Raw genomic sequence first — 25,284 nt, forward strand, 5'->3', positions numbered from 1 at the left:
ATTTGTTCGACATTCTCCCTCTTGACCCGGTAATCTCAAAAACGCCCCCGAACCCCCGTAGCGCCCATTTTCTATGCCGAAGTTCCACTACATCGCCCTCGATCAAAACGGTCAAGAAGTCGCCGGTGAACTCGATGCCTCCAGCGAAGCCGAGGCCATCAATCTCCTCCGCCAGAGCCAGCTTTACCCCACACAAGTCGCCCAAGAGGGCAAAGGCGACGCCGCCGTCAAAAAGCGCGCCAAAACCACCGCTGCCCCGAAGGGCAAAGGCAAAGCTGTCAAAGCTGGAGCCAATGCCAAGATCAAAGCGAAGGTGCTGATGATTTTCACCCGTCAGCTTGCTACGCTGATTGATTCTGGCCTCCCTCTTCTGCGCGGACTCACCGTGCTGGCCCGTCAGGAGCCAAACCCCGTGATGAAGAGCACCGTTTCCACCATCGCAGAAAACGTGCAGACCGGCAGCACCTTCTCCGAAACGCTCTCCCAATACCCGAAGATCTTTAACAAGCTCTACATCAACATGGTGAAAGCCGGGGAGCTGGGCGGGGTGCTCGAAGTCGTTCTCAACCGTCTCGCGGAATACCAAGAGAAGGCCCAGAAACTGAAGAACAAAGTCGTCGCTGCGATGGTTTACCCCATCATCGTGATGATCATCGCCGTCGTCATCATGGTCTTCCTCATGTTGGTCATCGTGCCTCGCTTCGAAAAAATCTTCGAAGACATGCTCGGTTCTGCGGACAAGCTCCCTCAGCTAACTAAAATCGTCATCGGCTTCAGTCGCTGGATGGGTGACAATTTCCCTTACCTCGTCGCTGGTGTTGTCGTCATCACCGTTGCCTGGAAGCTCTATGCAGCCACCGTCGGCGGTCGTCGTGTCATTGACGGACTCAAACTCAAAATCCCCCTGTTTGGTGACGTTCAGCGGAAAACAGCCATCTCCCGTTTCAGCCGCACCCTCGGCACCCTCGTCACTTCCGGTGTTCCCATCCTTCAGGCTCTCAACATCACCCGGGAAACCGCTGGTAACGTCGTCGTTTCAGACGCCATCACCAAGGTGCATGATGCCGTCAAAGAAGGTGAATCCATGGTGGCCCCGCTGGAGTCTAGCAACGTCTTCCCTCCGATGGTTATCTCCATGGTAGACGTGGGTGAAGAAACCGGCCAGCTCCCAGAAATGCTCCTCAAAATCGCTGACGTGTACGAAGATGAAGTGGACAATGCCGTCTCGGCCCTCACCTCCATGCTTGAGCCTCTCATGATCGTCATGCTCGCTGTGGTCGTCGGTGTCATCGTGATGGCCCTCTTCCTCCCACTCATCGAGGTGATCAAAGGCCTCAGCGGTGGAGCCTAGTTCCTCTCCTTCAACCCAGCCCCCCCAACCTATGAAAAGTCATCCCCGGAAACTAGTCCCGGCAGGCTTTACTGTGATCGAACTTCTCGTCGTCATCACGATCATCGCCCTGCTCTTCGCCCTCACCATCGGCGGCTTCACCTATGCTCAAAAATCCGCTGCACGCAGCCGGACCACAGCAGCGATGAGCGCCATGAAGAGTGCCCTTGAGCGGTATAGCCAAGAATTTGGCGAGTATCCCGCTCCTCAAAACCCTGGCGACACCATCGCCATTGGCGACAAAACCTACGAGGTGGGTGCAGCAGCCATGCTGTATCAGGCCCTCAGTGGAGATGGTTACGACAACATCCTCCTCGCTCAGACTCCGACCAACGGCGGCACCGCCTCCTCGGACGGATCTTTGGAAGAGGCTGAATCGAAAAACGTCATGCTCACCGACATGCCTAGAGAGTTCTTCATCAACCGTGATGGACGATACTTCATGACCGATGGCTTTGGACGCCCTTTCCAATATGTAAAAGGTGCGCCTCAAGTCGCTGGTGAACAACCCACTACCATCAACTCCACCTACGACCTTTGGTCTTACGGAGACGATGAAGAAAACACCAGCGCCCGCTCCATTGACACCGTCTCCCCAGGCACTGTCAAAGACGCTAGCCAGCGCTGGATCAAAAATTGGTAGTCCCTAACTCCGCCCGCTGTGTCGGCAAAGGGCGATAAAAAATCTCATCTTTTCAGTTGAGAAACTTGCGGGGTGGCCGACTATTACCACCCCGACCCAAGGCGTTTGCGCGCGTGGCGGAATTGGTAGACGCGCTAGATTCAGGTTCTAGTGAGTAACATCGTGGAGGTTCGAGTCCTCTCGCGCGCACCACCTCAACAACTTGTTGGGGTGCCTTTCAAATGCAGGACGCTGGTTATGTTAAAAAAGCCTTCGCAGGCATTGCCCGGCGTTACATGCTGGCCAATCACGTGCTCAGTCTCGGCATTGATGTACTCTGGCGACAAAAGACCGCCCGCTTCGTCGCCGCAGCTCACCCGAAGCTCATCCTAGATCTAGCCACCGGCAGTGGCGACCTAGCCCGCGAAGTCCAAAAGCACTGCCCCCAAGCAAAGGTGTTGGGGGCAGATTTTTCCCTGCCCATGATGAGGGAAGCCCAGGCTCACCAGTTCCACCAGCTCGTCGCCGCAGATGGTACCCAATTACCTTTCCAAAACGGCGCTTTTGATGCACTCACCGTGGCCTTTGGCCTTCGTAATATGGCCTCTTGGCCAGGAGCTCTGGGTGAGATGAGCCGCGTGCTACAGGCCCAGGGTCGGCTATACGTCCTGGATTTCTCCCTCCCCACCCTCCCCATCGTTCGCCCACTTTACCTCTTTTATCTCAAAAAGATCATGCCCAGGATCGCTGGCTGGATCACTGGAGAACGCGCCGCCTACGAATACTTGTGCAGCTCGGTCGAGCGCTTTCCTTCCGGCGCAGCCATGGAACAAATGATCCGCGAAGCGGGCTTTCAAGCCGTCAGCTCCCACCGCCTTTCCTTTGGCATCGCCTCCCTCTACATCGGCTCCAAAACAGCGTGAGCCGGGACGGGTGCTGATTGCTATTTTTACAATACCAGCCAAGCCCCATCACCGCTTTTCAGAAAAGGTTGTTGGCAACCCCCGAGTGCCATCCTTAGCCGTTCATCAATCCCGCAGCGTCCTGGCTCGATTCGTGTAGAACGTCATTTGCAGGCTGAGGCTTTCGCGCGGCCCTACTGGGATGGCCACAAGGGCCACGGGGATTTTATATTCAAAATCTACTCGTGCGGGGAAGTCGCGATCAAACGCCATCAGCGGGCCACGAAATAGAAGATCTGGCCATTCCGAATAGGGGCCCGTGAAGACCTCGTGCAGGTGCGTAACCTGCGTGCTCACGGGTGTCATGATAAAACCCGCTACCGGAGTGCCTGCCTCTTTCGCCAGAGACTCCATACGGGTAAAATCGTCACGCTTTACCGGAATCCAGGCGGTCGGAGTATCTGCATACCAAGCCACGAACCAAGGTGCATCGGAAAACAATAACTCGTTAGGCTCAATGAGACGACGCACCAGCGAGACGCGATCCGGCACATAAGGCGGCCAGTGAGGATAGATACGATTGCGCAGCGTGAGGCCTAACTTTACCTGAGCAGGCAGCACATTCAGCAGCGGCAGCGCCGTCAGCCCGAGAGCGAGAAAGGCGTAACCCCAGCGTGTCCACAAACCCTGGCCCGTGGGGTAAAGGCGTGCCCAAAGGATGGCTAACATAGCGCTCCCATAAATACTGAGACCTGGGATGAGAAGCGGGTAAAAGGCATTGTCATCTCGCTGCTCTCCCGGCAACCCCACAAAACCCATGGCCAGTGCTACACAGAGACATAATACCCCTAGGCTGAGCCGAAGTGTGGCCGCTTCCGTTCGGCGAAAGCGGTGCATCAGCGCCGCTACAAACGCCATCGCCGGTAGAACGTAGCCCAGATAAGTGGGTAGGCTGCCCAGTTGAGATTGCCAGTTTTGCAGCAGTTTTCTCAGCAAGTCGGCCACCTGCACAGGCGGCATGGTGAGGGCAAACTGACGCTGCAGCAGGCTCCCATCCAGGGACAAAAGGTGAGCTTGGAAAAGGGTCTTCGCCGCCCCGAGAGGGTCACCACAGCGCTGCTGAAGCCACCAGCCCCAGCCAGCCAGGGCGAGTGCTGGGAAAATGCCCACCAGGAGTGCCCCGCTTCGCCTTTGCGGTAGCCCCACCACCGTGGCCAGCACCAGGGCCAGAGCCAACCACACCGCCAACCAGTGAGTTAGCACCAACAACGCGGCCACCAGACCTAAAAGTAATAAGGACAGCGTGCTGGATTTGCCTTCCTGGGATGACACTGCCGCAGAAACCAGCAAGCGAAAAGCCACCGCCACCAGTGGCAGCAGCGTGGCCACAGGGCTGCCACTCACAGCCAGGTCCCACAGCGGTTCACAAACCAGCAGCGCCAGCACGGCCACCGCAGCCACCTTTTCATCAAAAAGCACGCGGGCGGCCCCGTGAGTCCACAGCAGCGTAAGCAGCAGCCCCACCACCCCATAACAGGCGATGACACGATCCAGCAAATAAATCGAACCCTGGCTGCGTGGCTCATACGCCAGATGATCCTGTAGGAGGCGAAAGGCTGGGGCCCAAAGCATGGGCTGCAGAGGCGGTTGCGTGATGTCCGCCATGCCTGCAGGGGAAGCCGGTGCCCTGGCCTCATTCAGCAGCGCCCAGGCATACGGACGGATCACCTTGGTCTGGAAAACATTTCCCCGCGCCAGTTCCCGGGCTACCTGCGCCTGCTCCATCCCCGCCGGACTACTGAGCCCCCGAAATGTGATGAACACATGCACCAGCGCCAAGCCAATGGCCAGCCCATAAAAAGCGAACCTGAACAGGGGATTCCGGGCGGTGCTCGGCGGTTGGAGGGACATGAATAAAAACGCTGCTTACTGTTTGCCCTGTTTCAGCAGGATGCAATGCCGCCCCTCCAACAAAAAAATCCCTGGGCCGCACGGGGCAGACCAGGGATCAGGGGAAAGACGACCAACGCCTCGGGATAAACCCAGGCAAAATCAGGCGTACGAAGACTCCACGCGGGAGGCCACGTCACGGTAGCCATAGTCCGCATTGTAGATCTCTTTCAGCGCTTCCAGGTATTGATCTTTCTTGCCCATCTTCTCACTGACCAGGGCCAGTTCGTAGAGCACTTCCTTCTTCGTATTGTCCATGATGGCCAGCTCCTTCGAGGCATCCAGAAACGCGCTCTGCGCCAGGTCGTTCATGTTCTTTTTCTCAAAGCAGCGGCCCAGAAGGAGCATCGCTTTGATACGGATGTTCGGGTTACTCTTCGCCTGCTGCAGTTCAGGAATGGCCTCCGTGAACATGCCAGAGTTGAAGAACGCCTGGCCGAGATCATAGCGTAGAGCCTTATCCGTCGGGTTACGCTCCACCCGTGCCTTCGCGTCATTGATCATCACCGAGGCACGCTGTTGCCGCACCTGGGCAAGCTGTGCACGCTTTTCTTCCACGTCCGGTGCATCTGGGTAGGCCTCAATGTGGGCCTGCATCTGCTGAATGTAGAGATCTTCGGCCTTGTCGCGGATGATTTCCGTACGGCGCTGTAGCGCTACGTCTCCAGGATTCAGCGTCAGGGCGTATTGGTAGAAGTCCAGTGCCGTGCTCGTCTGGTCCAGCTCTTCAAAGAGCTGCGCCATGCTCTTCACGTAGTTGATGTTAGTTTGGTCCTGGTTGTACAGCTCCGTGAAGTGAGCCAGAAGGGACTCTGTCTGCTCCTGCGTACGCCCCTGCTTGTTCAGCATTTCCAGCAGGTTCGCTTCCTTATTGTCCTTCTTGGCGCTGTTTGCATCAGTGCTATTCCAACCTTGGCCTTCGATGGAGGCACGCGCTGAGGCATCCTTCTCACCTTTGCCCGCGTGGAGGTCCTTCGGGTCCAGCTTCAAAATATCCGCATACACCTTGCTCGCCTCTTTCGGCTTGCCGTGCGCCATGTAATGCTCTGCCAGCGTGTGCATTACTTTCGTGTTCGTGGGCTGGCCTTTGCAGATGGTCTCCAGCGCAAAGGAGGCCAGATCGGCAAACTCCACCTTCAGCGCCAGATCATAAAGCTGCTGATTACCACTGACGCTGTAGGGGTCTTTCTGGAAAACATTTTCCTCCAGGTCCGCAATGGATTCCCAGGGATCTTTTTTCCCGCCGCCCTTAAACATACCACCGCCAAAGCTGAACTTCCGTCCGCTACCAGCGGCTTCCCCCTCAGCCAGACGCAACCATTTGCGGCCTTCGAGGAAGTAAGGGACTTCTTTGACGATCGGTAACAGGAGGCTGATGGCGTAGTCCCAGTTCTTTTGCTCAACGGACAACTGGCCTCTTTTCCAGAGATTCTGATGCTTGGGTTGCAGTTCGCTCGCGGTAACGATCATGATGCTATTGGCGTTTCGGGGGGTTAACAGGGGAGTCCTTAGTCTTGGGGTCATCCTTGCTGGAGACCAGAGTGGTCAGCGTCTGCCATTCCTCGCGCACCCCTTTGCTGAAGCCCTCCATGCTGAAACCGTGCTCAAAGAGCACCATCCAACAGAAAGTGGCTGCCAGAAAAGCAAGGAGCCAGAGAATTTTTGAAAACAGACGCATGTCCCGGGAAAAATGAAGATTACAAAGAAACTGCCTCACCCGTCCAGCACGGAGTTTGGTTTTAAAAAACTGCCCTCCAACCTAGCACGGCTCGCGGGTGCAGACTCCGTACCCTTTCTACCCCCAAATGGCTGCTTGGTTGCACAACCCAGCCACCAAAAAGACAACGATGCTGGCAGGCGCAGATGCCCCTGCAAACAAACTTAGAAAAGCCCCTTCGGAGACTCTTTTCCTTTCATCCAGCATCAGTCTAAGAAAGAACAAATGTATTCACAGATGCCCTCGCTGACGATGATATCGAAACCCGACTTTGCAGGCACATCAAAAAACTCGCCACCCGTGTAACCCGCCTTTTCAGCGCTTCCGTCCAACTTCACCTCGCAGGTTCCTGCCACAATTTCCATTCGCTCAGCCTTATCAGTGCCGAAATGGTAAGTACCAGGGTAAATCAGGCCCAGAGTCTTCTTGCTGCCATCGGCAAACAAGAGGCTGTGACTGACGACCTTACCGTCAAAATAGACATTGGCTTTGGTAACAGCAGTGACATTGGAGAATTCAGCAGGGATCGCGGACATAAGTCTCCCAGAATGCCCAGCCTTGGTCCAGGCTCAAGCCCCAGCTTGCGCATTTCTACAGGCCCCCCCGCTTTACGCCTGTTGGCGCTTTAACTTAGGTTTGAAAGGCTCCGTCAGCGCCGTCTCAAAATCATAACCCCCGGAAAAATCCTCCAGGCTATCCCCCTCATTTTTACCGAAGTAGCTCGTTTCGATGAGGTTATAAACGATGTTTCCCACATCTTCCCCTTGGTTCAGCCCCCACTCACTCAAGATGGTGAAAGCCATCGGACCATACTCAGCCAAGGCGTGCTGTCTCACCCCCTCGAGCACTTCCTGTCCGGTGACATGCTGGTCTTCTTGCCCCTCACGGAAATGCTTCACCGCGACATGTAGAGCATCTCGCACAAACTCATAAGCATGAGGATGATAACGAGGATCTTTCTCTACTGCCTGATGAATGGCATAATGGAAGGGGAGGTCAGACATACCTGAGATACGTGCATCAGTTGCTAAGCCCCAAAAAGGAAACGAACAACTCGAAATCAAACGCAAAAGGCTTGGGAGGTGATCTTCCTCCCAAGCCATCATTGCTAAAAACTAGAAATCACTGCCAGCCGTGCGCATCACGCACCTTGATCATGGCCTCAAGGATCTTGTTCCAAGTATCTGCCTTTTCCAGCATGGCGTTCGGGAACATACACCCGTCCCAGCAGATGTGCTGGATGCCACGGCTCTGGGCATCTTTCAGCCAGTAACCCGCAGCTTTGGTGATGTCTAACTTGCCATTTGGATCGTCAGCCGGGCAATGTTTACCCGTCTTGTCATGCGAGCCTGCACCGTGGACCTGCCCATCATTCTGAGCCACATGGAAATCAATCGTCCACGGACGAAGCTTATCCGTCATGTTGGCATACGCAGTCCAGAATTCTGCATCGCTGTAACCTTCCTTCACCAAGGCATGCTCCGGCGCATTGTAACCCAGAGTGTATAGGTAGGTATGCGCCAAGTCGGCCTGGAAACCAAATGATTCAGGCATACCCACGCCTTCCAGCACATCCAGCATGTCCTTCCATGAGTGCATGCCAGCCCAGCAGATCTCGCCTTCGGCCGCTAAACGCTCACCATGATCCGCTGCAATTTTTGCAGCTTTCTGGAAAGTATCAACAATACGAGCAGTGTTAGCCCCTGGATTTTCTCGCCATTTGGCCACACCAAACTCAGCCGAGTCCACACGGATGACGCCGTATTTCCGCACGCCATGCTCATTAAAGACTTTAGCAATTCGGCAAGCTACTTTCACGGCATCCAGAAACTTGGCTTGGGCCGCATCATCCCCCATGGCGGAATCACCCACTGTGCCCGGCCAAACAGGAGCCACCAATGAACCGACATCGAATCCTTTACTCGCAATCAAATCCGCGATTTTCTTCAGTTCATCTTCGCTCGCATTCGGGTCCGTGTGCGGATGAAACAAAAAGTAGTCAATGCCTTCAAACTTCTGTCCATTCACTTCTGCCGCAGCAGTCAGGTCCAGCATGCGCTCAAGACTGATCGGTGGCTCTTGCCCTTCTGCGTCACCTTTGCCCACCAGTCCGGGCCACATTGCATTATGAAGTTTTGGCTTGGAATTGCTCATAGAATTATAAAATCAGAGATCGAAACTTGTGATGATTCCTTTGGAAAAAGGGAAGAAAAAACGATGCGTTACGCAATCATATTGCGGCGTTTTCCAGTCGATACCATGCTTCGTGAAGCGGTGATCACTTAACGTTATATCACCTTCTTCTGCGGCTCATCCCAGTTGGAATCGTAGTAGCTGGATGAATAGTAGTAATAGTAGTAGTGATTCGCACGCTTGGTGAAGTCCACACCGTTGAGGACGAAACCATAGAAGTGACCACCCAGTTTTTTGAGGGATTGTACAGCGTCTTCCACATCTTTACGCAGGGTGTGACCACAACGAACAATCACCACGATTCCGTCCGCATGGTGCTGCAAAAAGGCTGTTTCACTCAGGCCCAGTACTGGAGGTGTATCCAAAATGATGCGGTCGAACTTCGACTTCAGTTCTTCGATGATGGCCGCAAAAACACCCGAATTCAGCAATTCAGTGGTTCCAGGAACAACGGCACCACGTGAAATGGTCCAAAGATTGTCCGCCGCTGCCTTTTGAATACAATCATCAAGTGAAGCTCTGCCAGTAAGCAAATCCGTCATCCCCACAGCATTTGAGGCATCCACCACTTGATGAACGCGACCTCGGCGAAGGTCACAATCAATCAACAGCGTGCGTTCACCCAGGGAGGAAAATGCCCAAGAGATGTTAGAGGACACAGTGGTTTTCCCCTCACTAGGCCGTGCGCTTGTGATCATGATCACGCGCCCATCACCTTTGGGGCTCTTATTGAGCAAAATACTGCTTCGAATGAGACGGAAATTCTCCAAAAGTGCGTTCGGCACCGTTGAACCAATGGTGGGAGAACGGTTCAGTTGTTCCAGAACTTTGGGGTCGCTCAAAGGAACCAAACCAATGCCGTTGATACCAAGTGTGCCTTCAAACTCATTGAGCTCCACCACGGAACTATCAAAACGCTTCAGCAAGAATGGAACACCTCCTGCCAGTCCTACACCTAACAGACACCCTAACATCAGTAGCTTGGATTTGTTGGGAGAGATCGGGACGCCATCGCGCAAATTTGTGAATCCACGGAACTCCAAAGTCAGGGATGAGCTGTCTGAATCAAACTCCAGACTTTCAACTCGCTGACTGAGTTTTTCGTAAGCTTTATCCCAAGCAAGCTGGCTTTTTTCCAACAAGTCATAATCCTGCTTCTTCACATCGAAGGTCTTCGTGGATTTATGATATTCTGGAAGTTTGGTCTCCAACTCTTGAACTTTTTCAGCTAGACGATCCTTCTCCAACTCAAAAGCAGATAGAGCCACTTTCAATTCGATTTCGAGACCTGCCTCGACCTGTTTCAATTCTTCCACCAGCTTTTGGACTTCGGGATGTCCATCCAGGAATTTCAAGCGAGCAAAGCGGATCTTTTCCTCCAGTGCCCGCTTGTTTTTTTCCAATTCTTGCCACGGCTTTAAGCCATCAACCATGTTCGGCTGCACGACAAGTTGAGTCACTTTTTTATCCGTGCTCGGGCTACTGAAGGTGAAAGGTGCAGCACCCCCTGCTTTACGGACCACTCTTCCTGCTTCGAGAGGATCTTTTTCGCTATCAGTGAAATTACTCACCAGCGAAAGCTTACCCACCACATCCAGCGCATTTCCCTGTTGAGCCAAAACAGCACTGATTTCCTCATGCTCCTTGAGACGGTATTTGGTTCTCACAATATCCACAGGGATATTGCTCAAGCGTTCCATTTCGATCTGCGCACTGGCTAGCGCGCTCTGCTCTTCAAACTTCAGTTTGTTATCGAGTTGCTCCGTGACCTTTTTCCGCACCTCATTGATTTCCTGGGCATAACGCTGGATGGCCTGCTGGCGATATTCATCCCGCATCTTGAGACGAACTTCCTCAAAAACTTCAACCAAGGCCTTGGGCATATCTCGGACTACATCCGGCGATAATGAGACAATCAAAATTTCCAAGTGACTCTGATCAAGCATGGTCACGCGGCACACCCTGAGGGTGGTCTCGCGCAGGTAATCATACGTCGTTTTTGAATCGGCGATTCCTATCTTCTTCGCAGCTTCCAAGACCAAATAACCCGACATCAACTGATCCGAAAGAGCCCTCAATTGACGATAAGTGCGGTCTCCGTCCGGCAGCCCCTGTGCTGCGTCATTGGCAACGATGAACGAATTCACCCGCACCAAGGATTGCGACTGATAAGCCGCACTGGCGTAAACGAAATAACAGGTCGCAGCCAGAACCCCGTTCATCAAAAGAATCAGCATCAAGCGCCAGTACTCTTCATAGCCCAGGATGACCCGTACGATGACGGAACTATCGAGCTTGGAGTTTTTGGAACCGGAATTATTTGCTTTAGAATTCATAGCGTGGAAGGCCACCTGAGAGGGAAAGACTCTTGCTCAAATCGCAACAGTCACTCCCATAAACCGGGTAGGCAGAAACGTCCCAAAAAAGTGATCAGAAACCGAAGACTTTCTCCGGCACGTTGATGATATCGCCCTCTGAAATCGGCGGATCATCGGCCTCCCCCTTCATGATTGGCCGCATATCAATGACCGATTTGCGGCGACGGCCGGAGGCATCATATCGGAAAATTTCGATTTTATCTAGAGTGGCAAATTTCGTCAGGCCACCACTGATGAGCAAAGCTTCATAAACGCCGACGGATTTGCCCGCTGGCGCAGGAATGGCATGGGCACCTGTACGTGGAACACTGCCTGTGATAAAAACCATGACACGAGGCACACCCGTAGGCCCTGCACCTACGGCACCTGTGCCACTAGCGACGCCAGGTGTGCGCTCAACAATCACGGTAGCTTCCTTGAGCTGAGTCTTCTGAAGAAATTCCCGCACCCGTGGCTCAGCCTCTTCCCTGGAAAGACCTGCCACATTGATCCGCCCTGCCCGTGGAATGACTATGTACCCACCTTCGCGAACCAGATAACTGCCATTCAGAGTCAAATCCTCCTTCACGAAGAGCTCCAATTGATCACCGACCTGGAAAACAGGACGCGCAGCAGCTGTCGGCGCAGTCGGAGTTCTGGGCGCCACGGGGGGCAAGTCTTCGGTAGGTTCTGTTGCACACTGAGGAAGCAGCCCCAAAAGCAACAGCATTCCGCAAAGTCTCAAAGGGGAATTAAAACGGGTAAACGTCATCACGGGCAGTCTAAATCTAAACCAACGAGGGTGTGGTGTATAAATACGGAGGAGGATTGACAAAAATTTATCAATCCTCCTCAAAGTTTAAAGATCTAAAACAAATTAATAACCTCCGGACGGACTCACCCAAACTCCTTCGTTGTTGCCGTTGATGAATTCTTTTGGAGATGGCTTCGGCTGAACGGTGAACAGTATATGGTCAAAACTTGTGCGGAAGCTCTTGAAAAGCGGTTTCTTTTCTGGAGCTGGCTCTGGAGCCTTGGCAGATGTTTTGCCCGAAGTCAGATCGGCCGTGTAAGGACCTTCACCGATAGCACGGTGGGAGCAGGTGATGAGCAAGCGAACATCCCCAGTGTGGATCGGGGAAGAGGAAACGCCTTCCACAAACACAAAACGAGGAACTTCGAGGGGAAGATTGTAAGGATAAGTTTTGTATTGGGTCGCAAATTCCACCACACGTTTGCTTGGATCCCTGGAATCTAGCAGAAGCTGCTTCTTAGAAGCATCTTTCCACACGCGGATGTGCCCCATGGAAGCGATTTCTTCGTCGAAAGAAGCAAATTCACCGGTTTTAACGGAACGATTGATACCTTCAACTTCCATGGTGACCACCACTTCGCCGTCGAAATCCACACGATAAGGAATCAAGCGGATCACAACACGCGTGCGCTCACCCACACCCAGAATCATTCCTGGAGGTGTTGCTTCGAAAGCACCGTTGTCTGCAGGATCGGTATTACTGATGGTGCCGTCATGGTTCATGTCGGCATCCATGTCCAGCTTAGCGATCATGCGCTCACGGTCACGCCAGCTATTCACGCGCTGACCGAAGTACTTATGAAAGTCAGCGGGAATATCGCGATTCGTCTGAAGCGCGGGCGGAGCTGGCTCAACCACACCTTTAGGATCACCTGCCAAAGAGGACAGTGTTGAAGCGAGCACCAAAGCGGGGATGACATTCGTCAGTCTGTTTGATTTCATGTTATAAGGCCATTTGGCAGTTTTCATAGATTTCTTAATTTGGAAATGAGGTCTGAGGCGTGCGTAGAGCAGACAAATTAGAAATAGCGGCGCATGGAGACACCAAAGAAATGTTCAGTGAAGGGGCTGACATCGCTGTTCATCTCTTCGTATTGATAAAATACGTTGCCTGTCAAACGGTGACTGAGCTGCTGATTAACCTCAACGCGATACAACCAGCGGGCAGAATCATCCGACGTGGAAGATTGGTCACTCTGCTCATACATGGCCAAAGCGCGAATAGCCGTGAAATCGAGGGGATAATAAGAAAGGTTCATTCCCGCACCGAAACGGTCACGGACAGGGAACCGATCATTCACCGACGCCTCATTTTCTGCATACTGCACGAAGGCATCCACATTGAATTTGGAAGTGATTCGCTGATCCACAGCATAACGGACATAACGAGAAGTGCGGGTATCTGACTGAAATTCGTTGTACTGATACCCTTCACCGAGGCTCAGCATGTGGCGGGTGGAGCGAGTGATGGTGTGGTCGAGTTCGAATCTCCAAATGAAGTCATTCGCCTCTGGAGTATCCCCAGTTCTGAATGCGTAACCGGCAGAACCCAACCAGTTGACGTTTTCGGTCAGACGGCCCGTAAGCTGCATCTCCAGAAGATGAATGAGACTGCGGTAGCCGTCGTTGGAAATGTACTCGTAGCTGAAGCGTGGAGCGAAAGGAATGATTGAGCCCTCGTATTGCATCCAAAGACGAAGATTGTCTCGGGTGCCGTGATCATCAAAGGAGAAGCTGGTCCAGAAATCAGCATGCTCGATGCCGAATCCTAACCGCCACTGATTTTCGAAAACTGGACGGGATGCCCAAAAGCCGACGGTGTTCGTGAAAAACGCCAGATCGCTGCTGTAGAAATCATTTTGACGATCTGAAAGGAACCCGAAAGAATATCGGCCCGAGCGATCTTCGGCCGGTGAATCAGCGTCCACAAAAATATCAAGGCCAGAACGACCCACAAATTCGTTAAAGAATAGAACTTCCCACTCACCCCATTGCTCACTCAAATTAAAGCGAAGCAAAAGCCCCGGGTTGGCAGCATTGCCAAGACGGAAAGCCAACTCGTTTTCCAGCGGCAAATAGATGAGGTTTGCCACCACGGAAAGGTAGATGGAATCAGAAAGCCTCACCAATCCTCTGACGCCCACTTCCACAAAGGCAGCGAAGCCGTCTTCATTCTCAGTACCAGGCAGCTCGCCATTAAAATCAGAGTAAATCAAACCTGCGCCAGCCCAGAGAACGTCGAAATACAGAGGCCCTGCTTTGATGTGAGCCAATTCAGGATTGAATTCACGGGTGAGGATATTGAAGCTGCCGTCCACTGTAAACGACGCTTGAGAGAGCTGGTTCGTTTCCGCAGTGAATGCATCGTGGTGGGTAAAAACACCCAACGTTTTGTTGATGGGTCGGAAGAAGTCTTGATTCCTCTGATAAAAATCAGGTGAATTATCATAATACCGAAAGAGGTCCGTCGCCACCAAACCACGGGTGTCAGGACCCTCGACCTGATCTGGGCCGAATCCAATTCCTAAACTTCTTGAGTCGTTAGCTCCCCTTAGAAGCGTATCTTCAGCGATCGTTGGGAAATAGCCTGCCGATTGATCCACCTCCGTAGGAAGCGTTGGATCCGCTGCCAGAGATGAAGAAAAACTCAACGCTGCCGCTATTGAGCAAGCGATCCCTGCATTGCGCAATAAACGCCCAGAGACATGAGATAGCAGATTGTGATGCATTGCCATAAATTTAAAAATGAGTCGGGACCTCGGGGCTTTGCTTTATGCTGACCGCTTGGAGAAAAAGCCAAATTGTTTCAACGAAGTGGTGTCCGCAAGCGTCAAAGAGTGAACACAATGTGCGAAAATTCCTAGAAAGGGGACGAAAACGACAAGTAGAATCCAAAGAAACCGAACCTGAACACTTTTAAAAGTTGCCCACACACTGGTGATGGTGACGAGCACGCTCAGAGCATAGATGGCCAATAGCGCCCATATGATCTCGGGGATCACATTCTCCGCTTGGAGCGTTAAAAGACGTATCAAAATGGATGTCATACTGTGCAGTACGTGACTTGGCTTCTCAGGTTACACACGAAATGGATTGCTTTGATAATTTAGACCAAAAGTTCTTTTAGCAAACAGTTTATCTCAAAAATGAGAATTAGTAAATAATTTTAGGTTTTAGTTTCTATCAAGCGCTCGCATTATATGGAGTGCACAAGGATTGTCAAATTTAAGCGCTCCTTTTGTCAACCTGAGATAAATTGCGACATTTTCTCCCTCATGCTGCCTTTTTGATGCGGTTTAACTGTTGGTTTGATGGAAAAACGTTGCGTGGAAATTTAAAATTAATATGGAAAATATTTTTTAAATTCAAATTAAATGAATTTCGTTTTGCAAGGATCTGATTTCTAATGACTCCATCCTGCAACGCAGCAAGTATCATGCAAAATTCTTGACATAAAACCAAGCGTAAAGATTTACCCCGTTTTTAAACAAAGGTTTTTCCAATACCCACCAGACGCAAAATTCATTGGCAACGTAACGTCGAAGGAATGAGGGTTGGGTGGCAAAATGGGAACGCAACCGTTCTTTGGCTATTGATGTGAAGCTGTTATAAATGTGTTAGCTCGCATATTACACGCAATCTAAATACATCTTTGCTATTTCCAGAAAGAGTCGTGGCTTGCCCTTGCTTTCATCGTAGGTTGTGGAGCTGAATTTTCATTTGTGTCATGTCCACTTCCTTACCTCCTTCGGCCAACACACCTGCTGAAACCACACTCTGGCAAGGGCACACGTCGCAGTGGGTCCATTTTTGGTATTATTTTTTCTGCCTTTTGATCGCAGTGGGCTGCGTGGTCGGCGCAGCATTCACGGCCGGACTATCGGCCCTGGGTCTAGTGATCCCTTTATTAATGTGGGTGGTCCGGTGGTGGGTGACGAAATGTACTTCTTATGAACTGACCACTCAGCGCCTGAAGATCAGCAGCGGGATTTTAAATCGTAAGCTGGATGAGTTGGAGCTTTTCCGAGTAAAGGACTATGCCATGGATCAGCCGCTGTTTTTGCGTCTTTTAGGTCTTGGTAACCTGACTTTAGTGACGTCGGATGCGAGCAGCCCCCATGTAGCGATCAAGGCGATTCCGGGAGTTGAAGCAGTGCGTGAAAAACTGCGCACAGCGGTGCAAACGGAACGTGATCGCAAACGAGTGCGTGAGCTGGATGTGGATGGCTCTGAGGGGTCGATCCTTTAGCAAGCCGATCCTAGTCTAAAAATCGGGAGAATAGGCTGATCGTATTCCGTCATTTATCTGCCCCTAAGTCCCCTCTTTCGGCCCTTATCGCATGGATGAGCCTGAAGGCACTTCACCCAAGACTTCACCCTCGGGGTTAGGTGAAGAAAAATCATCCACATTGATCATTTCGGATAGCGAAGTTCAAAATCTCTTCGCAGCGGCGATTGGCCAAACACAAGCGCAGCGCCCCACCGCGCTGAAGGACTGGTGTCCCCCGGAAGTGGATGATCTGCAGCGGGTGCTGACACAGTACGAGTCCATCGAATTTCTGGCTCGCGGTGGGATGGGTGCCGTTTATCTAGGAATCCAGAAGTCTTTAAACCGAAAAGTTGCGATTAAAGTACTCCCCAAGGAATTGGGGGAAGCTGACAGTTTGTTTTTAGAGCGGTTTAAGCGAGAAGCGAGGGTGATGGCGCAGTTGAGCCATCCAAATATCGTTGCTGTGTATGATACAGGGGAAACGGAAGACGGGCTTCTCTACTTTGTCATGGAGTACATCGAGGGGACGGATGTCGCGCGAATGATCGCGGCTCAAGGCAGATTGGCACCTGCACAGGCTTTGAAGATCGTCCATGATGTGTGTGACGCATTGGCCTTCGCCCATGAGGAGGGCATCATCCACCGGGATATTAAGCCCTCCAATGTGATGCTGGACAAGAAAGGCCGCGTCAAAGTCGCCGATTTTGGTCTAGCCCGCACATTGGATTTACAGGGTAGTCTTCTCACTGGAAGCGATTGGGCCTTAGGCACGGCAGATTACATAGCGCCAGAGGTCTTCGTGCCGGGCACCAAAGTGGATCAAAGATCTGACCTGTATGCGGTGGGAGTGATGCTTTACCAAATGCTGACGGGCCACGTGCCTAGAGGTCGCTTTCAACATCCCTCAAAACTGGTTTCTCAGATTGATGAGCGATTGGATGCCGTTGTGGACCGGGCCTTACAGACGGATCGTGAGCAGCGTTATTCTTCGGCCACAGATTTTCGAAAGGACATCACTGAACTTCGCCATTTGTCACCCAGCGGCTCTTCAGCCCGATTGAGGTCCGGTGAGGCATCGCCTCACACAAGTGATGACACGTCCGTCAAAGGATCATCAAATGCAAGAAAGCTCACCAAAGTCTGGAAATGGGGACTGTGTATCGGGGCCAGCCTTCTAATGATCGCGGCCTGGGTTTTGACCCTCGGTTCTGTGGCCCCACCAACGAGCTCCAGAGAGAGTAGATTGCCGCCCTTCACCTTTCCTCCTGGGCAATGGGTCAACATTCAGCAGCGCATGCAAAGTGCTGATAATGTTTCGGTATCTCAGGACGGCTGGGTGACGGTAAATCCCCCCATTGTCATTGCACCCGTAACTGGGCCCCCAACTTCAAATGCAGGGGTGCGAGTGCGGTTCAAGCGATCGCCTGAAAAAGTCGTCGCTCCTCAACTCTTGCTGCGCTTTGCAGACAGCGCTGGATATAGCATCTTCCCGAATGGGGATTGCCTGATCCTCCGGAGGAATGATCCAAAGACTCGCAGTCAAACGGAGCTGAAACGTTTTTTTATGCCGATCCCCAAAAGTGGGGAGGAATTCACCATGGCCTTTTCTGCCATCGGAGATCTTCTCATCGCTCAGCTCAACGGCCAAACAGTCACGTATCGTCTTGATCTAAGTAAGGAGCCCCGATTAGGCACCGATATGAAGCTTTACGACGTTGCCCAAAATGGCTTCCGCGATGTGGAAGTGATCAATCTTGAAGGTTTGAGCGAAGGGGAGGCACTGAAACGGATGGGTGAGTTTAAAAGCATTGAGTTGCGTGACATGACCGGGAAGGAAGCCCCACGCACAGCATTGCCTTTTGAGCAAACAAAGTTAGGCAAAGCTTCCGAGGCCGTGTTGTCTAGCCAAGCCGAGTACCCACCAGGGACATGGGTGCCCGTGGCGGAACAGATTCTCAACCTGCCTAAAGAGCACCAACAGAATCTGACCCAAATACCCGGCAGTCCGTGGATCACCCCCACCCGCCCCTTCACCCTTTCTCCAAGCAATACGGAGGGAAAGAACTGGGGCGTAAGAGCGCGCTTTCGTCGCGCCCATGACAAGCATGGACAACTTCAAATTCGCAAGCGGCAAACCCCGACTGATTTGCAGACTTACCAGTTGATGTTGAATGATAGAAACGAAGTGGAACTAGCGCATTTTCGCCGAGAGCCCTGGCCAGACCAGCGTAACATTCGAGTCATCCTGAACCATGCTTTGAATGCACCGATTCTCCCAGGAATGCCTTACACACTGGAGCTCTGGGCGATTGGAAATAAATTTTACGTGCGAGTCAATGAGACTCAGTATCCAGTGGTGATGGATGAAGGGCTCGCTCAGGGGATCTGTGGGATTTATACGGGTGAAGCATTCAGCGGAATCGAGTTTATCAACCTGAATGGATTGACCGAAGAAAAAGCCTTGCAACAGGCCCGGCTGAGTCAAAGCATCGCCCCTCTTTCGCCTAGCCTAACCATCCATTCAGCCTCTGCCTGGACCGATGCTTTGACAGAGCCGCCCCTGAAGGACGACGTGGCAAAGCTAGAGAGGATGGAGAAAGGCTATTTGTTACCCCGCCCCAAAGAGTGGCGGTTAGGCACTGCCAGCCGAGCAGCCGCGCTGCATGTGCGTGGCACTCATCGTAGCAGCACAGGCGCAGGATTGGTGATGTACTATGAGGATGGTTCCGATCTTCATGTCAACTTTTCCAGCCAGCATGCCGTGATGTCTTATTATCGCCGACATGAAAGCCTATCTCCGTTAAAGCTGGATGAGAGAGATGACATTGTCGTGGAGGGACTAACCCATGATTACTGGCTCTGGCGCATGGGAGGGCGCTTGATCGTGGCCCTCAATGAAATGGTTCTTTTCGACGTGGCAGACCCGAATCCCTCAGCGGCCCAGCTAGCCCTGAGATTCCACCCCACGACCAATCTAACGGTGGATCAAGTGGAGTATCTGCCCGTGGATAAGTTAACGCTGAAGGAAGCCATGACGCGGGCAAGAATGCCGGGAGGGACATCCCTAGTGGCCAGTGAAATGCCTGCCAGCAGCATCCAGGATGCGCCTATCCAAGTTTTGAATTTTGGTGGACACCGATATCAATTCATTCGCGGGGCCTTCACTTGGCTGGAGGCGAAAACTTACGCTGAGGCGATGGGTGGCCACCTAGCCACTCTGACCACGCCTGAGGAATCTGAGTGGGCTCTGCGCACCTTTCTTACCCGCACAAACACGGGCCTCTGGCTAGGTGGGCGACGTGGAGAAAACAACCGCTGGTATTGGATCACAGGCGAAACCTGGGATCATGAGGCCTGGGCCAAGACGGTGAGTGGAGAGTCCGCTTTGAATGAAGATAGAGTCGGTGCGAATTCGCTGCCCGAAAACAGTCTCCATCTCGTCACCTATGCCGCTTTTGTTCCTCCAGGGGGATGGGACAATCGGCCAGAGAGTCGGCATCCAGTGGGGGCTCATTTCCAAAATGGATTTTTAGTGGAGTGGGATCATCAGGAAGGGCCTAGCGCCAGTCCCAAGCTCTCCTTTAAAAAACACCGTTATCAGTTCATCCCGTTTACGGGAGACTGGGAGCAGGCACAGAAAATGGCCGAGACGCTGGGAGGACACCTTGTCACAATCACAGATCCCACAGAGTACGGGTGGTTTCTGCAAAACATGGCGAGCTACGCAGAACAGATCTACCTGGGCGGCCAAAGACCTGCAAAGGGTCCCTGGCAATGGGTCACCGGAGAACGCTGGCAATTCACGGCGTGGGGTCGCCACATGGATGGGCAGACGGAACCCCTCGATATAGCCCCTGATCAGGAAGCTCGCCTGGAGTTCGTCTCTTCACTCCCTTTTGAAAAACCAGGGGGCTGGAATGATGCCGCTGCAACCACCACTCCCCTGCCCAAAAAGGTCTCGACAGGGTTTGTGGTGGAGTGGGACAATCCGCTAGAGAAGCCTTAAAGCCCCCAACCTGCGCGGTATTCACGCGTCCACAGTTTTTCACCTTCGGGGTTATCGATCATGCGGCCTGTTTTCGGATCGCAACGGACGACGGTGTTGGTTCGGTAGGCAATATTACCCAGGTGGCAAAGCATGGTGCTCTTCTGCCCTTCATCAATGGGACTGTTGAGCTTGGCCTTGCCACGAATGGCATCGAGGAAGTTGCCCATGTGGGCCGGGTCACCACCGCCGGCGCCTTTGCCTTGGCTGATTTCTTTGCCTTTCGGGTCATAAATCGTCCAGGAATCTCGACCGATGCCCATGGTGCCGTTATCACCATAAAAGACGACCTCAGACAAAGGTTTTTCCGCTGCACGGGGATGGCAACTGCTGCACTCCCAGCTCATGCCTGCATGGCCGAAGTCATAAACGGCGGTGCCGGTGTCTGGGGTTTCCTGCACATCATCATAAAAGTACCGGCCACCATTGTAGGTCACCTTGAGAGGATAATCACCTTTGATGCCCCAACGCAGGATATCGAGGGTGTGGATGCCGTTGTTGCCCAGCTCGCCATTGCCCCAGTGCCAGAGCCAGTGCCAGTCGTAGTGAGCGTATTTTTTGATGTCATGCTTGGCATCATCCGGCACGGGCCCCTGCCAGAGGTTCCAGTCCATGTCAGCAGGTGCAGGCTGTACAGGTGCCCCGACTTCTTTGCGGGAGTTGTAGTAAAACCCACGGCCGTAACGGACGGGACCGATGACGCCACCGTGCAGGGCTTCGATGGCCTCTTTCATCCAGGTGCGGCGCTGATTGCCCATCTGCACGACACGATCGTATTTTTTCATTGCGGCCACCAGGGCCTCAGCTTCGCCAGGATTCTGGCTGCCGGGTTTTTCCACATAGACGTGTTTGCCTGCCTGCATGGCGAGGATGGCCATGGGAGTGTGCCAGAAATTCGGCGTGGCGATGAAGACGGCATCCACGGATTTGTCTTCGAGGATTTTGCGGAAGTCCTTCACGCCCTGGCAGGAGACGGCCTGCTGATCCGCCACCACTTTGAGGCCCTTTTCCAGGCGATTGGAATCGGTCTCCGCGAGGTAGGCAATCTCGACATCTGGCAGCTTCAAGAGTGCTTGCACGTGCGCCATGCCACGGCCCAAGGCCACAACGGCGACCTTGAGCTTTTTACCCGCCTGATCTGCAGCACGCAGCCGGCTGAGAGAAGAAAAGGCAGTGGTGATCCCAAGGGCGGACGTTTGCTGGAGAAGGGTGCGGCGATTCATGATCAACAGAGGAATCGTGCCCCTGGCCCGTGGTCTTTCTCGGTGAAAGGCACGGGCTCTGATACTTTTCGCACGTTAGCCGTTCCAGACGAACGACACTGGCTTATCAATGTCTGGATGCACGCTGTGATGCACCGGGCAAGCGAGAGCCGTGGCCTCGAGGATCTTGCGGTCGGGATGGCTTTCGGGAAAGGGGATTTCGATAACAATGGGGAGGCGCACGATGCGGCGAGGGGAATCCTCACTCATGTGTTTTTCCACACTGACTTTCATGCCCACAAGGTCGTACCCCTTTTGCTGGGCTTTGATGTTCATGACCGTAGCCATGCAGGTGGCCAGCGCGGTAGCGACGAGGTCCGTGGGGGAAAAGGATTCCCCTTTGCCGTGATTGTCCACGGGGGCATCCGTGACAAACTGGTTCTGGGAAGGACCGTGGGTGGCGCGGCAACGAAGTCCGCCTTCATAATCAACAGTGATGGAAACAGCCATGCGGGTGAATTACCTGAGCGATGCTGAAAAGGAAAGCCTGGATGTGTGAGACTTGCGCCAGAGCCAGAGACCTAATCCTACAGCGATGAATGCGATGCAGGACAACCATTTCCAGGAAGCAGGCCGTGAAATGGAAATCTGCGGTGTGCTTTCGCCTTCGATGAGCATCATCCACTTGGCTTGTTTTCCAGGCAGGTGTTCGTCCCGTGTCCATAGCAAGACATCGTGGAGGCTGCCCTCTGGCACGGCCAGGGTGAGGTCAGCCACATCGGCTCGCCACTGCCAGAGGGCGGTTAGGAGTTGGTGCGGCTGCCCATCAGGAGCAGGTGCGAAAGCGGTAGGGGCCTGGGGGTCCCAATCGGTGCGGCGTTCCATCTTCAGCGGGGAGAGTTCTTCCAGGGTTCTCCCCTGCCCTTTTGAGCGGACCTGGAGAATTTTTCGCAGAGCCTCACGGGCAGCGGCTTCATCGGCAAGGAGCGGGTTGCCGCCATAGTCCGCCGTGATTTCCAACTGAAGCGTGCCGTTTTTGACCTCCAACCGCGCGACGAGGAACTCGCAGGCGTGGCCGAAAGCAAACAGGGGGGCCATCACGGCACCCCCTGCGAGAATAAAAAGAATGAGAGACCGATGGCTCATTTCTTGTTCCAGCGCAGCACGCGGCCAAAGACATTCCACTCGGTCTCCAGGATGTTACCCTGGTTGTCAAAGGTGATACCGTGAGGAGAAGTGACAGTGCCCTGCTTCCAATCTGGCGGGGTCACTTTGGGGGTATTCGTTTGGCCAGGCGTATCATTCACGCCCAGGGAAGCAACCTGCTTGCCCTCTTTGTCCCAAACACTCACTCGTCCGGCGATTTCAGCCACGCACATGAGGTCGCCATGGAAGGAGGCACTGCTGGGGCGGCGCAGACCTTCGCTGGCGATGACGCTGATGAGGTTGCCTGCAAGGTCCAGGTGCAAGAGGCGATTGTTGCCACGGTCGCAAGCGAGAATACGGGCAGGTTCAAAACGGCGATCAATGAAGATCTTGTGCGTATTCGCCAGCTTCAGGGGTTCCACAGGACCGCCAAAGACGGTCTTGTATTTGCCTGCGCGATCAAAAACAAAGATCCAGCTCTGGCCGTAGCCGTCCACCACATAAATATCACCGTTGGGAGCGACATCACAGTTGGTTAGGGCGAGACCTTTCGGGCCAGCTTTGCCTTCGGGGAATGCGCTGGTGGGGATTTCCAGGACGACGGTGCCGTCCAGCTTGGCCTTGATGACTTTTTTCTCACCGAGAACGGCGGCGAAAATGTATTCCTCGCCCTCATCCTTGCGGATAACAAAACCATGGAGGGAATTGGGTAGCTTGAGGGCTTTGACGAACTTGCCATCAGCGCCATAGACCTGCACGCCAGCGTCTTTGTTTTCCGGGCCCTGGACGCTGACGTAAAAGTTGCCCGCGCTGTCACAGGCGATTTCGCCATGGCCATTGCCGATGGTTTCCTTACCAGGAGGCGGCGTGATGAAATTCGGGGCGAATTCATAGGCCACTTCAGCAGCGGCGGTGGTGCCCATGGCCAGGGCAGTGAGGAGAGAAAGGATAGGATGACGCATAACGCAGGCCATTCCAAACGAAGCCAGCCCCCAGGGTCAATCACCAAGACATGATGTATCCAGTTTTATCCTGTGTGTCATCCTGCGGCGAATGCGCCTGCTTGCAATGCGGCCTTGCTGCCCCACTTTGCACCTGTGCTTCGCTCGCTGCTGTTTTTCACCCTTTGCGTATGCCTGATCTCAGGCCTGCGGGCGCAGACGTTTGAGGAGACGCTGGGGCTGCAGCCGAGTTATCTGACGATGGACGAGGCGCTGCACAAGGTGCTGGAAAAGAGCCTGGATGTGAAGATCGAGTGGCTGAACTGGGCTGTGGCAGATGCGCAAACGGATGCGGCCTGGGGCAAGTTTGAACCGGCCTACTTTTTGAACTCCACCTGGCGGGAATCCAACCTGCCGCAGAATGCCCTGGAGTATGTGCAGACAGGCGGCAGCTTCGTGCCGCTGGATGAGCCGAACATGTTCAAGCAGCAGAGCTTTCTGAGCCAGACGGGCATCGAGGGCCTGCTGCCGCTAGGCACTCAATACCGTCTTTTTGCCAGCCTGGGTGAATTTCGCAATGACCTGAACCGCCAGCAGCCACCGGCCATTTTTTACCCTGAATATGCAGCGGCGGTGGGGGTGACGCTGACGCAGCCCCTACTGCGGGGTTTCGGCCCCAGCGTGAATCTGGCCGAGGTTCGAGTGAGCCGAAGGAATGAGGCCATCGCCGATCATCAATGGGAAGTGCGGCTGCAGCGAGCCATCGCCCAAGTGATGTTGGAATATTATGACCTGATTTTCGCCGTCGAAAATCTGGCGGTGAAGCGGGATGTGGTGATCTTTGCCCAAAAACTGGTGGGCGAAAATGAAAAGCGGCTGGAAGCTGGGCTGCTCTCGCCGGCGGATGTGCAGGAGGCGGAAGTAGCCGTGGCGGTGGCGCGTGAAGAGGTGATCTCAGCCCTCAGCTTTGCCGTAGAAAAACAGCGCAATATCAAAGGCCAGATCCTGAGTTCTCTGGATGAAGGGGGCGGGCTGATCTTTCTGCCTCGGGACTCGCTGCCCATGATCGCCCCACGCACCGAGCGGAACACACTTTTGCAATCGGCACTGGCCAGACGGCCGGATCACCGGGCGGCCATCGAGGAGGCTGAAAAACAGGCCATCATTGTCAAATACACCCGTAATCAACTGCTGCCCCGGCTGGATCTCCAGGCAACACTAACCGCGAATGGTCTGAGCGGCGACCGTAGCGGCGCGTATCAACGGGCCTTTGACCGCCAGGGCTACGACACCCAGGTGGGATTTCAGTTTTCCATTCCGTTAGGCAATCGCACCGCGAAGGCCAACAGCGCCGTGGCGGCCAGTCGTGAACAGCAGGCGATCCTGAACATTGCGAGATCGGAGCTGAATGTATCGGTGGAAATTGATACCGTCATCGCACAAGTGAAGGCAGCCAAGGCGAGACTGGACTCCACCCGCGAATCCGTGCGCCTGGGAGATCGGCTGCTGGAGACGGAGCAGAAACGGCTGGGCGAAGGCGTGGCGCGCACCTTTGATGTGCTGAAGGCCCAGCGCGATGTGGTGGATGCCCGCACGCGCCAGATTGCAGCGCTGGCGGATTACAACAAGGCGGCCACCCAGCTTGCCCTAGTGAGTGGCAGCCTGCTGGAGCGCCAAGGCATCCGCATTGACCGCAGCCGCCGTCAGCCCCAAGCCGTGAAAAACCCACGCTAAA

At 53.6% G+C, this 25,284-nt stretch carries 19 protein-coding genes and 1 tRNA gene; 7 read left to right on the forward strand and 13 right to left on the reverse strand.

Annotation, left to right across the window (positions count from 1 at the left end; genetic code table 11):
* Nucleotides 1-73 precede the first annotated feature (73 nt).
* From HNQ64_RS00685 to HNQ64_RS00700, 4 genes are all read left to right on the forward strand, one after another.
* Nucleotides 74-1,351, forward strand: a complete 1,278-nt coding sequence (locus tag HNQ64_RS00685) for a type II secretion system F family protein (RefSeq protein ID WP_184204363.1) — start codon at nucleotides 74-76, stop codon at nucleotides 1,349-1,351.
* 31 nt (nucleotides 1,352-1,382) lie between these two features.
* Nucleotides 1,383-2,033, forward strand: coding sequence for a type II secretion system protein (locus HNQ64_RS00690; RefSeq protein WP_184204364.1), 651 nt, complete (start codon nucleotides 1,383-1,385; stop codon nucleotides 2,031-2,033).
* 107 nt (nucleotides 2,034-2,140) lie between these two features.
* Nucleotides 2,141-2,225 (forward strand) — tRNA-Leu (locus HNQ64_RS00695).
* A 29-nt stretch (nucleotides 2,226-2,254) separates the two neighbouring features.
* Nucleotides 2,255-2,935: a ubiquinone/menaquinone biosynthesis methyltransferase gene (locus HNQ64_RS00700; RefSeq protein WP_184204365.1), complete on the forward strand. Its 681-nt coding sequence runs from the start codon at nucleotides 2,255-2,257 to the stop codon at nucleotides 2,933-2,935.
* A gap of 105 nt (nucleotides 2,936-3,040) precedes the next feature.
* On the opposite strand, the gene HNQ64_RS00705 is transcribed toward HNQ64_RS00700, so the two are convergent.
* The 9 genes from HNQ64_RS00705 to HNQ64_RS00745 form a co-directional block, all read right to left on the reverse strand.
* Nucleotides 3,041-4,825, reverse strand: a complete 1,785-nt coding sequence (locus tag HNQ64_RS00705; RefSeq protein ID WP_184204366.1) for a hypothetical protein — start codon at nucleotides 4,823-4,825, stop codon at nucleotides 3,041-3,043.
* A 141-nt stretch (nucleotides 4,826-4,966) separates the two neighbouring features.
* Entirely contained in the window at nucleotides 4,967-6,334 is a 1,368-nt protein-coding gene (locus HNQ64_RS00710; RefSeq protein ID WP_184204367.1) for a tetratricopeptide repeat protein, read from the reverse strand.
* Nucleotides 6,335-6,787: 453 nt separating this feature from the next.
* Entirely contained in the window at nucleotides 6,788-7,117 is a 330-nt protein-coding gene (gene ppnP / locus HNQ64_RS00715; protein ID WP_184204368.1) for a pyrimidine/purine nucleoside phosphorylase, read from the reverse strand.
* Between the two features lie 72 nt (nucleotides 7,118-7,189).
* Nucleotides 7,190-7,585 carry a Minf_1886 family protein gene (locus HNQ64_RS00720; protein ID WP_184204369.1) on the reverse strand — a complete coding sequence of 132 codons (396 nt, stop codon included), beginning with the start codon at nucleotides 7,583-7,585 and terminating at the stop codon, nucleotides 7,190-7,192.
* Between the two features lie 118 nt (nucleotides 7,586-7,703).
* Complete coding sequence (locus tag HNQ64_RS00725; protein WP_184204370.1) at nucleotides 7,704-8,735, reverse strand: sugar phosphate isomerase/epimerase family protein; 1,032 nt, start codon at nucleotides 8,733-8,735, stop codon at nucleotides 7,704-7,706.
* Nucleotides 8,736-8,869: 134 nt separating this feature from the next.
* On the reverse strand, nucleotides 8,870-11,110 hold the full coding sequence (locus tag HNQ64_RS00730) for a polysaccharide biosynthesis tyrosine autokinase (protein ID WP_184204371.1): 2,241 nt from the start codon (nucleotides 11,108-11,110) through the stop codon (nucleotides 8,870-8,872).
* Nucleotides 11,111-11,204: 94 nt separating this feature from the next.
* Nucleotides 11,205-11,798: a polysaccharide biosynthesis/export family protein gene (locus HNQ64_RS00735; RefSeq protein WP_184204372.1), complete on the reverse strand. Its 594-nt coding sequence runs from the start codon at nucleotides 11,796-11,798 to the stop codon at nucleotides 11,205-11,207.
* Nucleotides 11,799-12,008: 210 nt separating this feature from the next.
* Nucleotides 12,009-12,887 carry a hypothetical protein gene (locus tag HNQ64_RS00740; RefSeq protein ID WP_184204373.1) on the reverse strand — a complete coding sequence of 293 codons (879 nt, stop codon included), beginning with the start codon at nucleotides 12,885-12,887 and terminating at the stop codon, nucleotides 12,009-12,011.
* 77 nt (nucleotides 12,888-12,964) lie between these two features.
* A complete protein-coding gene (locus HNQ64_RS00745; protein WP_221305298.1) occupies nucleotides 12,965-14,680 on the reverse strand; it encodes a hypothetical protein in 1,716 nt (571 codons plus the stop codon).
* A gap of 992 nt (nucleotides 14,681-15,672) precedes the next feature.
* Between HNQ64_RS00745 and HNQ64_RS00750 the strand changes: the two genes are divergently transcribed.
* The gene (locus HNQ64_RS00750) at nucleotides 15,673-16,194 is read left to right on the forward strand and encodes a PH domain-containing protein (protein ID WP_184204375.1); all 522 of its coding nucleotides are present in this window, start codon (nucleotides 15,673-15,675) and stop codon (nucleotides 16,192-16,194) included.
* A 91-nt stretch (nucleotides 16,195-16,285) separates the two neighbouring features.
* Nucleotides 16,286-20,221: a protein kinase domain-containing protein gene (locus HNQ64_RS00755; RefSeq protein ID WP_184204376.1), complete on the forward strand. Its 3,936-nt coding sequence runs from the start codon at nucleotides 16,286-16,288 to the stop codon at nucleotides 20,219-20,221.
* Here HNQ64_RS00755 and HNQ64_RS00760 read toward each other — a convergent pair.
* The 4 genes from HNQ64_RS00760 to HNQ64_RS00775 all read right to left on the reverse strand — a co-directional run bounded on the left by HNQ64_RS00760 (nucleotide 20,218) and on the right by HNQ64_RS00775 (nucleotide 23,570).
* Nucleotides 20,218-21,483 (reverse strand): Gfo/Idh/MocA family protein, encoded by a 1,266-nt coding sequence (locus HNQ64_RS00760; protein ID WP_184204377.1) that lies wholly within the window; start codon nucleotides 21,481-21,483, stop codon nucleotides 20,218-20,220. The two genes, HNQ64_RS00755 and HNQ64_RS00760, sit on opposite strands and share 4 nt — an antisense overlap.
* A 75-nt stretch (nucleotides 21,484-21,558) precedes the next feature.
* Nucleotides 21,559-21,972: an OsmC family protein gene (locus tag HNQ64_RS00765; protein WP_184204378.1), complete on the reverse strand. Its 414-nt coding sequence runs from the start codon at nucleotides 21,970-21,972 to the stop codon at nucleotides 21,559-21,561.
* Between the two features lie 9 nt (nucleotides 21,973-21,981).
* A complete protein-coding gene (locus tag HNQ64_RS00770; protein ID WP_184204379.1) occupies nucleotides 21,982-22,608 on the reverse strand; it encodes a hypothetical protein in 627 nt (208 codons plus the stop codon).
* Nucleotides 22,605-23,570: an NHL repeat-containing protein gene (locus HNQ64_RS00775; protein WP_184204380.1), complete on the reverse strand. Its 966-nt coding sequence runs from the start codon at nucleotides 23,568-23,570 to the stop codon at nucleotides 22,605-22,607. Before HNQ64_RS00775 ends, HNQ64_RS00770 begins: the two co-directional genes overlap by 4 nt.
* Nucleotides 23,571-23,705: 135 nt before the next feature.
* Here HNQ64_RS00775 and HNQ64_RS00780 point away from each other — a divergent pair, with 135 nt between their 5' ends.
* Nucleotides 23,706-25,283, forward strand: a complete 1,578-nt coding sequence (locus HNQ64_RS00780) for a TolC family protein (RefSeq protein ID WP_184204381.1) — start codon at nucleotides 23,706-23,708, stop codon at nucleotides 25,281-25,283.
* The last annotated feature ends 1 nt before the right edge of the window (nucleotide 25,284 follow it).

Source organism: Prosthecobacter dejongeii (genome assembly GCF_014203045.1).
Taxonomy (GTDB): Bacteria; Verrucomicrobiota; Verrucomicrobiia; order Verrucomicrobiales; family Verrucomicrobiaceae; genus Prosthecobacter; species Prosthecobacter dejongeii.